Source organism: Tistlia sp., from assembly GCF_040905785.1.
GTDB lineage: Bacteria > Pseudomonadota > Alphaproteobacteria > Kiloniellales > DSM-21159 > Tistlia.
The window spans coordinates 1-8,230 of record NZ_JBBDQW010000026.1 but is presented as its reverse complement, the minus strand read 5'-3'; the positions used below and the strand labels follow the sequence as shown (position 1 = coordinate 8,230).

At 73.1% G+C, this 8,230-nt stretch carries 7 protein-coding genes and 1 other RNA gene; all 8 read right to left on the bottom strand.

The features are described 5' to 3' along the window. On the bottom strand, window positions 1–909 hold a 909-nt coding region (gene mraY, locus WD341_RS06855; RefSeq protein WP_368424693.1), incomplete at its 3' end, for a phospho-N-acetylmuramoyl-pentapeptide-transferase. 12 nt (window positions 910–921) lie between these two features. Further along, window positions 922–2,385 (bottom strand): UDP-N-acetylmuramoylalanyl-D-glutamyl-2,6-diaminopimelate--D-alanyl-D-alanine ligase, encoded by a 1,464-nt coding sequence (locus WD341_RS06850; protein WP_368424692.1) that lies wholly within the window; start codon window positions 2,383–2,385, stop codon window positions 922–924. Further along, complete coding sequence (locus WD341_RS06845) at window positions 2,382–3,872, bottom strand: UDP-N-acetylmuramoyl-L-alanyl-D-glutamate--2,6-diaminopimelate ligase (RefSeq protein WP_368424691.1); 1,491 nt, start codon at window positions 3,870–3,872, stop codon at window positions 2,382–2,384. The genes WD341_RS06850 and WD341_RS06845 overlap by 4 nt, the downstream gene beginning before the upstream one ends. Further along, window positions 3,859–5,622 carry a peptidoglycan D,D-transpeptidase FtsI family protein gene (locus WD341_RS06840; RefSeq protein ID WP_368424690.1) on the bottom strand — a complete coding sequence of 588 codons (1,764 nt, stop codon included), beginning with the start codon at window positions 5,620–5,622 and terminating at the stop codon, window positions 3,859–3,861. The genes WD341_RS06845 and WD341_RS06840 overlap by 14 nt, the downstream gene beginning before the upstream one ends. Continuing rightward, window positions 5,619–5,999 carry a hypothetical protein gene (locus WD341_RS06835; RefSeq protein WP_368424689.1) on the bottom strand — a complete coding sequence of 127 codons (381 nt, stop codon included), beginning with the start codon at window positions 5,997–5,999 and terminating at the stop codon, window positions 5,619–5,621. The genes WD341_RS06840 and WD341_RS06835 overlap by 4 nt, the downstream gene beginning before the upstream one ends. A 4-nt stretch (window positions 6,000–6,003) precedes the next feature. Then, window positions 6,004–7,026, bottom strand: coding sequence for a 16S rRNA (cytosine(1402)-N(4))-methyltransferase RsmH (gene rsmH, locus WD341_RS06830; protein WP_368424688.1), 1,023 nt, complete (start codon window positions 7,024–7,026; stop codon window positions 6,004–6,006). After that, window positions 7,023–7,496: a division/cell wall cluster transcriptional repressor MraZ gene (locus tag WD341_RS06825; RefSeq protein WP_368424687.1), complete on the bottom strand. Its 474-nt coding sequence runs from the start codon at window positions 7,494–7,496 to the stop codon at window positions 7,023–7,025. Before WD341_RS06825 ends, rsmH begins: the two co-directional genes overlap by 4 nt. Window positions 7,497–7,833: 337 nt before the next feature. Continuing rightward, window positions 7,834–8,230: RNase P RNA component class A (rnpB, locus tag WD341_RS06820), an RNA gene on the bottom strand; the annotation flags it as partial.

The window sequence follows — 8,230 nt, the reverse complement described above, 5'->3', positions numbered from 1 at the left end:
GACGGTCTCCAGCACGAACAGGCCGCCGATGATCGCCAGCACCAGCTCGTGCTTGACGATGACCGCGATCGTGCCGATGGCGCCGCCGCAGGACAGCGAGCCGGTGTCGCCCATGAAGACCATGGCTGGCGGCGCGTTGAACCACAGGAAGCCCAGGCCGGCGCCGACCAGCGCGCCGCAGAAGACCGCCAGCTCGCCGGTGCCGGCGACGTAGTGGATCTGCAGGTAGTCGGCGAAGCGGATGTTGCCGACCAGGTAGGCGATCAGCGCGAAGCAGCTGGCCGCGATCATCACCGGCACGATGGCGAGGCCGTCGAGGCCGTCGGTCAGGTTGACGGCGTTCGAGGCGCCGATCATGACGACCAGCGCGAAGACCGCGAAGAACAGGCCGAGGTCGATCAGCACGTTCTTCAGGAAGGGCACGGCCAGCTGGTTGCGCAGCTCGTCGGTGCTCAGCCAGACGATCGCCGCGATGGCGACCGCCGAGATCACGAGCTGCCCGACCAGCTTCAGCCTGGCGGACAGGCCCTTGTGACTGCGCTTGGTCAGCTTCAGGTAGTCGTCGCCGGCCCCGAGCAGGCCGAAGCCGATGGTCACGAACAGCACGATCCAGACGTAGGCGTTCGACAGGTCGGCCCACAGCAGGGTCGAGACCGTGAGCGCCGAGAGGATCAGCACGCCGCCCATGGTTGGCGTGCCCTGCTTGGTCAGCAGATGGGTCTCGGGGCCGTCGCTGCGGATCGGCTGGCCTTCGCGCTGCCGCGCGCGCAACCGGGCGATGACCCGGGGGCCGAAGACGAAGGCGAAGAGCAGCGCCGTCAGCACCGCCCCGCCGGTCCGGAAGGTCAGGTAGCGGAACAGGTTGAAGACGACCAGTTCGTCGGAGAGGGGGACGAGGAGATTCAGCAAGACGTCACCTCCTCAAGAGCCGTTGGCCGCGCGCGGGGCGCGCCGGCCGTCTTCGTCGCCGCCCTCGAGCGCCTCCAGGGCCTCGACGACCACCGCCATGCGGCTGCCCAGCGAGCCCTTGACCAGGACGGCGTCGCCCGGCGCCAGCTCGGCGGCGACGCGCCGCGCCAGCGCGCGGGAGTCCGGCTCGTGGGCGGCCAGTCGCCCGGCCGGCAGGACCTTGGCCAGCTCGGCCATCATCGGCCCGCAGCAGTACAGGCGGTCGATGCCGTAGGCTTCGAGCGGCCTGGCCAGGGCGCGGTGGTAGTCGGCTGCTCCGGCGCCGAGCTCGAGCATGTCGCCGAGCACGGCGATGCGCCGGCCCCCGGGGCCGGGCACGGCCTTGGCGAGCACCGAGAGGGCCGCCTCGACCGACTTGGGGTTGGCGTTGTAGCTCTCGTCGATGAGCAGGCATTCGCCCCCGGCCACCGCCAGCTTGCGGCGCGCGCCGCGGCCCTTGAGCGGCTTCAGGCGCGCCAGCTCGGAGGCCGCGTCGGCGAGGTCGGCGCCGGCCAGGCGGGCGGCGCCCAGCACCGCCAGGGCGTTCATCACATGGTGCTCGCCGGGCAGCGAGAGGCAGAACTGGATCGGCTCGCCCAGCACGACCGCGGAGACCGCGCTACAGGTCGCATAGAGGTCGGCGCTGACCAGTCGGACCTCCGCCTGGGCGTGGCGGCCGAAGCCGACGACCCGGCCGATCCCGGCCTTGCGGGCCTGGTCGAGCAGGCGCTCGTAGTGCGCGTCGTCGCGCGGCAGCACGGCGCTGCCGGCCGCCGACATGCCCTGGAAAATCTCGGCCTTGGCGTCGGCGATCGCTTCCTGGCTGCCCAGGTACTCGATGTGCGCCAGGCCGATGTTGGTGACGACGGCGATGTCGGGTCGCGCGATGCGCGTCAGCTCGGCGATCTCGCCGGGATGGTTCATGCCCAGCTCGAAGATGCCGAAGGCGGCCTCGCGCGGTAGGCGGGCCAGCGACAGCGGCACGCCCCAATGGTTGTTGAAGCTGGCGGCGCTGGCGTAGGTGCTGCCCCGGCGCGAGAGGCAGGCGCGCAGGGCGTCCTTGGTCGTCGTCTTGCCGGCCGAGCCGGTGACCGCGAGAATCCGAGCCGCCGTGCGCCCTCGCGCCGCCCGGCCGAGCCCGCGCAAGGCCTCGAGCGTGTCCCCGACGAGCAGGAGCGGCGCGCCTTCGGGCAGCCCCTCCGGCAGGCGGTGGACCAGCGCGGCCGCGGCGCCCTTGGCCAGGGCGGCCGCGACGAAGTCGTGGCCGTCGAAGCTCGGGCCCTCGAGCGCCACGAAGAGGTCGCCGGCGAGCAGGCTGCGGCTGTCGATAGAGACGCCGTGCGCCTGCCAGTCGCCCGGGCCGCGGCCGCCGGTCGCCTCGAGCGCCTCGCGGGCGGTCCAGAGCGGCGTCTGGCGATCCGTCGCGATCGGGGTCATGCCCGGCCTCCCCGCGGCGCGCCGGCGCCGAGCTTGGCGATCGCGTCGCCGGCGACCAGCCGGTCGTCGAAGGGCAGCACGCGATCGCCGACGATCTGGCCGGCCTCGTGGCCCTTGCCGGCGATCACCAGCGCGTCGCCCGCTTCCAGGAGCCCGACCGCCTGCTCGATGGCGCTGCGGCGGTCGCCGATCTCCAGGGCGCCGGGCGCGGCCGCCAGGATCTCGGCGCGGATCGCCGCCGGCGGCTCGCTGCGCGGGTTGTCGTCCGTGACGATGGCGAGGTCGGCGTTGGCGACCGCGGCCTCGCCCATCAGCGGCCGCTTGCCGGCGTCGCGGTCGCCGCCGGCGCCGAAGACCACGAACAGACGGCCGGCGACGTGCGGCCGGACCGCCTGCAGCACCGTCTCGAGGGCGCCGGGCGTGTGGGCATAGTCGACGTAGACGGCGGCGCCGGCCGGCGTGTGCCCGACCAGCTCGACCCGGCCCGGCACGCCGCCGATCTGCTCCAGGGCGGCGGTCGCCTGGCAGGGGGCGGCCGCCGGATCGGCCAGCACCAGGCCAAGCGCCGCCATGGCGTTCCAGGCCTGGAAGGTGCCGGCGACCGGCAGGGCGACGCTGCGCTCCTTGCCGAAGACCGACAGGCGCAGCACCAGGCGCCCGCTCTCCGGCGTCAGGTCGAGCAGCCGCAGCTCCGCGCCGGCGCGCCCGTAGGACAGCACGCGCTGGCCGCGCTCCCGGCACAGCGCCAGCAGGGCCTCGTACTCCGGCACGTCGGCGTTGAGCACGGCGGTGCCGGAGGCCGGCAGCAGCTCCGCGAACAGCCGGCGCTTGGCCGCCAGGTAGGCCGCCATGCTGCCGTGGTAGTCGAGGTGATCGCGCGAGAGGTTGGTGAAGGCGGCGGCCGAGAGGCGCAGGCCGTCCAGGCGGAACTGGTCGAGGCCGTGGCTCGAGGCCTCCAGGGCGAGATGCTCGAAGCCGGCAGCCTTGAGCTCGGCCAGGCAGCGCGACAGCTCGACCGGGTCGGGGGTGGTCAGCGCCTTGGGCGCATCGGCGCGCGGCGGCACCAGGCCGAGCGTGCCGAGGCTGGCGGCCGGCCAGCCGAGCAACTCCCAGAGCTGGCGGGCGAAGCTGGCGACCGAGGTCTTGCCGTTGGTGCCGGTCACGGCGGCGATGACCCGCGGCTGCTCGCCGTGGAAGCCGGCGGCGAGGTGGGCGAGGGCGCGGCGCGGCTCGGCGTCCTCGATCAGCGCGACCTCGCGGCCGTAGTCCTTGAGCCGCGTGCCGGCCGGCGCCAGCACGGCGCTGGCGCCGCGCGCTACCGCCTCGTCGATGTAGTCGCGGCCGTCGAGGCGGCTGCCCGGGATCGCGGCGAACAGCCAGCCGGGCTCGACACGGCGGCTGTCCGCCGTGAGGCCCAGGATCTCGGTGCGCGCAGCCGCAGCGGACATGACCGTCGTCTCCCTGTCGATCAGCTCAGCGAGCCGCAAATTCCATCCCCCGGAAGACCACCGGGACGATCCGCTGCTCGGTCTCCATCTCGTCGTCGCCGCGCCGCGGTGAGATGCCGAGCAGCGGCGCGATGCGGTCGACGACGCGTCCGACCACAGGCGCCGTGACCCAGCCGGCGGTCGCGTAGCCGTAGGTCGCCTTGATGCCCTTCGGCTCGTCGACCATGGCGAAGACGACGTATTGCGGGTCGTCCATCGGGAAGGCGCCGACGAAGGTCGCGATCCTCTTGTTGCGGGCGTAGCCGCCGGAGGGCGCCAGCTTGTCGGCCGTGCCGGTCTTGCCGCCGACCAGGTAGCCGGGCGCCTCGGCGTTGCGGCCGGTGCCGCGCTCCACGACCAGCCGCATCAGCCAGCGCATCTGCCGCGAGGTCTCCTCGGTCAGCACCCGGGTGCCGCGGGTCGCGTCGCCGGGTTCGCGGCGCAGCAGGGTCAGCGAGGGCAGCTCGCCGCCGTTGGCGACCGCCGCCACGGCGCGCACCAGCTGCAGCGGCGTCACGGCGATGCCGTGGCCGTAGGAGGCCGTCATGGTGTTGACCTCCCGCCAGGGCGTGGGCAGCAGCGGGTCGCCGCTCTCGGGCAGCTCGTATTCGGCGGGGCGGGTCAGGCCGAGCGCGTCGTAGAAGGCGAGCAGGCGCTTGGTCCCCGCGTCCATCGCCATGTGCACGGTGCCGATGTTGCTGGAGTGCATCAGGATCTCGGGCACGCTCAGGGTGCCGCGCAGCGGGTGGTAGTCGGTGATGCGGTAGCGGCCGACGCGGATCGCGTCGGTGACGTCGTAGCCGTCGGTCAGCCGCACCGTGCCGGCGTCGAGCGCCATGGCCGCGGTGAACAGCTTGAACACCGAGCCCATCTCGTAGACGCCCAGGCTGGCGCGGTTGAAGCGGGCCTCCTCGCTCGCCGCCCCCGGGTCCGAGGGATCGAAGCTGGGCAGCGAGACCATGGAGACGATCTCGCCGTTGCGGGCGTCGACCACTAGGCCGGCGGCGCCGATGCCGCTGAAGGTCTCCATCGCGGCCCCCAGCTCCTCGGCCATGATGTACTGCAGCCGGAGGTCGAGGGAGAGCCGCAGCGGGCGGTGGCCGTCGGCCAGCGCCTGGTCCCCGGCGCGCTCCATGCCGGCGATGCCGTGGCCGTCGATGTCGGTCAGGCCGACGACCTGGCTGACCAGCGCGCCGTGCGGGTAGACGCGCTTCTCCTCGCGCTGGAAGCGCACGCCCGGGATGCCCAGACGGTTGACCGCGGCCATCTCGCGCGGGCTGACGTGGCGCTTGACCCAGACGAAGCTGCGGTCGGCGCCGAGCTTGGCGCCGAGCTGAGCGGCGTCGAGGCCGGGCAGGGCCGTCGCCAGCCGCCCGGCGGCGGTTGCCGGGTCGCGGATCTCGTGCGGGTTGGCGTAGACCGAGGCGACCGGCAGGGTCGTCGCCAGGATCTCGCCGTTGCGGTCCAGGATCGCGGCCCGGGTCGGGCGCAGCTCGGCGGCGCTCGGCGCTTCGGCGCGCGCCGGCTCGGCGGCGGCGCCGAACAGCGAGAGGTCGACCAGGCGGCCGGCGACGCCCAGGAATGCCAGCACGAAGACGAAGCCCGTGACCAGAAGCCGGGTGCGTCCGATCTCGAGCGCGCTCTTGGCCTGGCCCTCCAGCTCGACGACCCAGCCCTGCTGGGCGCCCAGGTCGCGGCCGCAGGGCGTGACGCGGGCCACCCGGGTGGCATGGCGGTTCTGCCCGATCATCGCGTGGTCTCCGAAACGGGTGTGGCAGCGAAGCCGGTGAGCTGCTCGGGCCGGACCGGGGGCAGCAGCTCGTCGAGGGCGACCGGCACGCGCTGGAAGTCCTCGGGGCGCGGCGGCAGGCGGTCGACGGTGACGATCTGGTCGGGCGTCATCGGCCCGAGCCCGAGGTGCTCCTTGGCCAGGCGCTCGATGCGCGCGGGCTGGTTCAGGAAGCTCCACTCGGCGCGCAGCACCTCGATCGTCTCGCGCTCGGTACGAATCCGCCGCTCGGTCGCCAGCAGGTCCTCCTCGAGGGCCTGCACCTCGTGCTTGATCTCGAACAGCGTCGCGGCGGCGCCCGCCAGCACGACCAGCCAGAATAGGTAGGACCAGCGCATCGGCTCAGGCCTCCCCTGCCGCGGCCGACCCGGCGAGCGGCGGCATGGCCGTGCGCTCGGCGGCGCGCAGCTTGGCGGAGCGCGCGCGGGGGTTGGCGCGCGCCTCGGCCTTGCCGGGCTGCAGGGCCTGGCGGTGGAGCAGGGCGAAGCTGCCGCCGACCTCGGGCCCCGGCTCGACGCTCGGCGGCAGGTGGCGCGAGCCGCGGGCCGCGGTGCCGCTGCGCTGGCGCAGGAAAGTCTTGACCAAGCGGTCCTCGAGCGAATGGAAGGCGACCACGGCGAGGCGGCCGCCGGGGGCCAGCATGCGCTCGGCGGCGGCGAGGCCGCGCTCGAGCTCGCCGAGCTCGTCGTTCACGTAGAGCCGCAGCGCCTGGAAGGTGCGCGTCGCCGGGTCGAGGCCGTCCTTGGCGGGCTTGACCACCGAGCGCACCAGCTCGGCCAGCTCCAGAGTCCGCTCGATCGGCTTCTCGGCGCGCGCGGCGACGATGGCCCGGGCGATCGCGCGGGAGCGGCGCTCCTCGCCGAGGCGGTAGATGACGTCGGCGAGCTCGCCTTCCGGCAGGGAGTTGACGACGTCCGCGGCGCTCGGGCCGTTGCCGCCCATGCGCATGTCCAGCGGCCCGTCGAAGCGGAAGGAGAAGCCCCGCTCGGCGACGTCGAGCTGCGGCGAGGAGACCCCGAGGTCGAGGGCGACGCCGTCGACCGGGCGGGCCGTCACCAGGCGGTCCATCTCGCCGAAGCGGCCTTCGACCAGGACCAGGCGGCCGCCGTAGCCGGCCGCCAGGGCGCGGCCGTGCGCGATGGCTTCGGGATCGCGGTCGAGGCCGACGACCCGGCAGTCGGCCGCCTCGAGGATGCCGACGGCATAGCCGCCGCGGCCGAAGGTGCCGTCGACGTAGAGCCCGCCGTCGCGCGGGGCCAGCGCGGCCAGGACCTCGGCCAGCATGACCGGCGCATGCAGGACCGGCGCGTGGCCAGCGGCGGCGCGCGGCGCGGCAGCCTCGGCCTGGGGGCGGCGGCTCGTCATGCCTCGCTCCTCGGCCGGCCGTTGGGCAGGCGCAGGGACAGGCCCCGGTCGCGGGCCTGGGCGCGGCGCTCGGCCTGGGAGCGGGCCAGGGCCTCGGGCTCCCAGATCCGGAAGGTCTTGCCCATGCCGACGAAGGCGGCGGTGCCGTCGAGACGGGCGAACTCGAGCAGGTCGGCGGGCAGCTGGATGCGGCCGTTGCTGTCCCAGGCGAGGCTGGCGCTGGTGCCGAAGATCACGTCCGAGAGCGTCTCCTGCTCGTCGGAGAACAGCTGGTACTCGTCGACCGAGTTGGACAGCTCCGACATGAAGCCCATGGCGCAGCCCTCGATCGCCTCGGCCTTGTAGGACGGGAAGCAGACGACGCCCGGGAAGGCGTCATCGGCCAGCACCTGCCGAAAGGCAGCCGGTACCGAGACGCGTCCCTTCGCGTCGATCTTGTTGATGTGGGTGCCGAGGAACGGCTGCCTCACCCTGGGTCTCCCGCCTGACGCCGCGACCCGTCGTGCGCACAGTCACTCGGGCCGTCCCCCTCCGACCCGTCCCGCGATGCGCTGGCTGCGCACGCCCCTGGGACGGCAATGGCCGTTATGGGATTTCATGGGATATCATGGGGCAAGATGGGCGTCAACGCGCGATGCAAGTATTCTGCGGCACTGTCGAAGATGTCAAAGCAGTTTATGAAAAGTTATCGAGCCGCACGAAGGCCTTGTTTCTGGCGTTGGGAAGGCGGCGTCAGTCGCGGCGCGCCGACATCTTTTGTTCTCTATATGTTCTAACAGTGATGACGCGGCAGAAAGGGGAGGAATAGACGCCAGACGGCCTGTAAGCCGGGTTCTGTCCAAGGCCGCGCCCGAAGGCCCGGCCTCTGGATGGCCATTCATCTGGGACGCCCGTTGCCGGGCGCCTCGCGCGACCTACCCGGACGACGGCACGGAGAACCTGCCCGGCCTTGCGGCCTGTCGTCCCTATTCGGTCTTGCTCCCGGTGGGGTTTACCGTGCCGGACCCGTTGCCGGGCCCGCGGTGCGCTCTTACCGCACCCTTTCACCCTTACCTTGCCGGGACGCCCGTTTCCGGACGGCGGCGAGGCGGTTTGCTTTCTGTGGCACTATCCCTGGGGTCGCCCCCGCCGGGCGTTACCCGGCACCGCATTTCCGTGGAGCCCGGACTTTCCTCCCATCGGGGTTTACACCCCGACCGGCGGC

Bases quoted from the DNA above. Each gene is read 5' to 3' on its own strand.
- rsmH (WP_368424688.1), bottom strand. From the start codon at position 7,026: ATGACGAGCCGCCGCCCCCAGGCCGAGGCTGCCGCGCCGCGCGCCGCC.
- WD341_RS06840 (WP_368424690.1), bottom strand. From the start codon at position 5,622: ATGATCGGGCAGAACCGCCATGCCACCCGGGTGGCCCGCGTCACGCCC.
- WD341_RS06835 (WP_368424689.1), bottom strand. From the start codon at position 5,999: ATGCGCTGGTCCTACCTATTCTGGCTGGTCGTGCTGGCGGGCGCCGCC.
- WD341_RS06850 (WP_368424692.1), bottom strand. From the start codon at position 2,385: ATGACCCCGATCGCGACGGATCGCCAGACGCCGCTCTGGACCGCCCGC.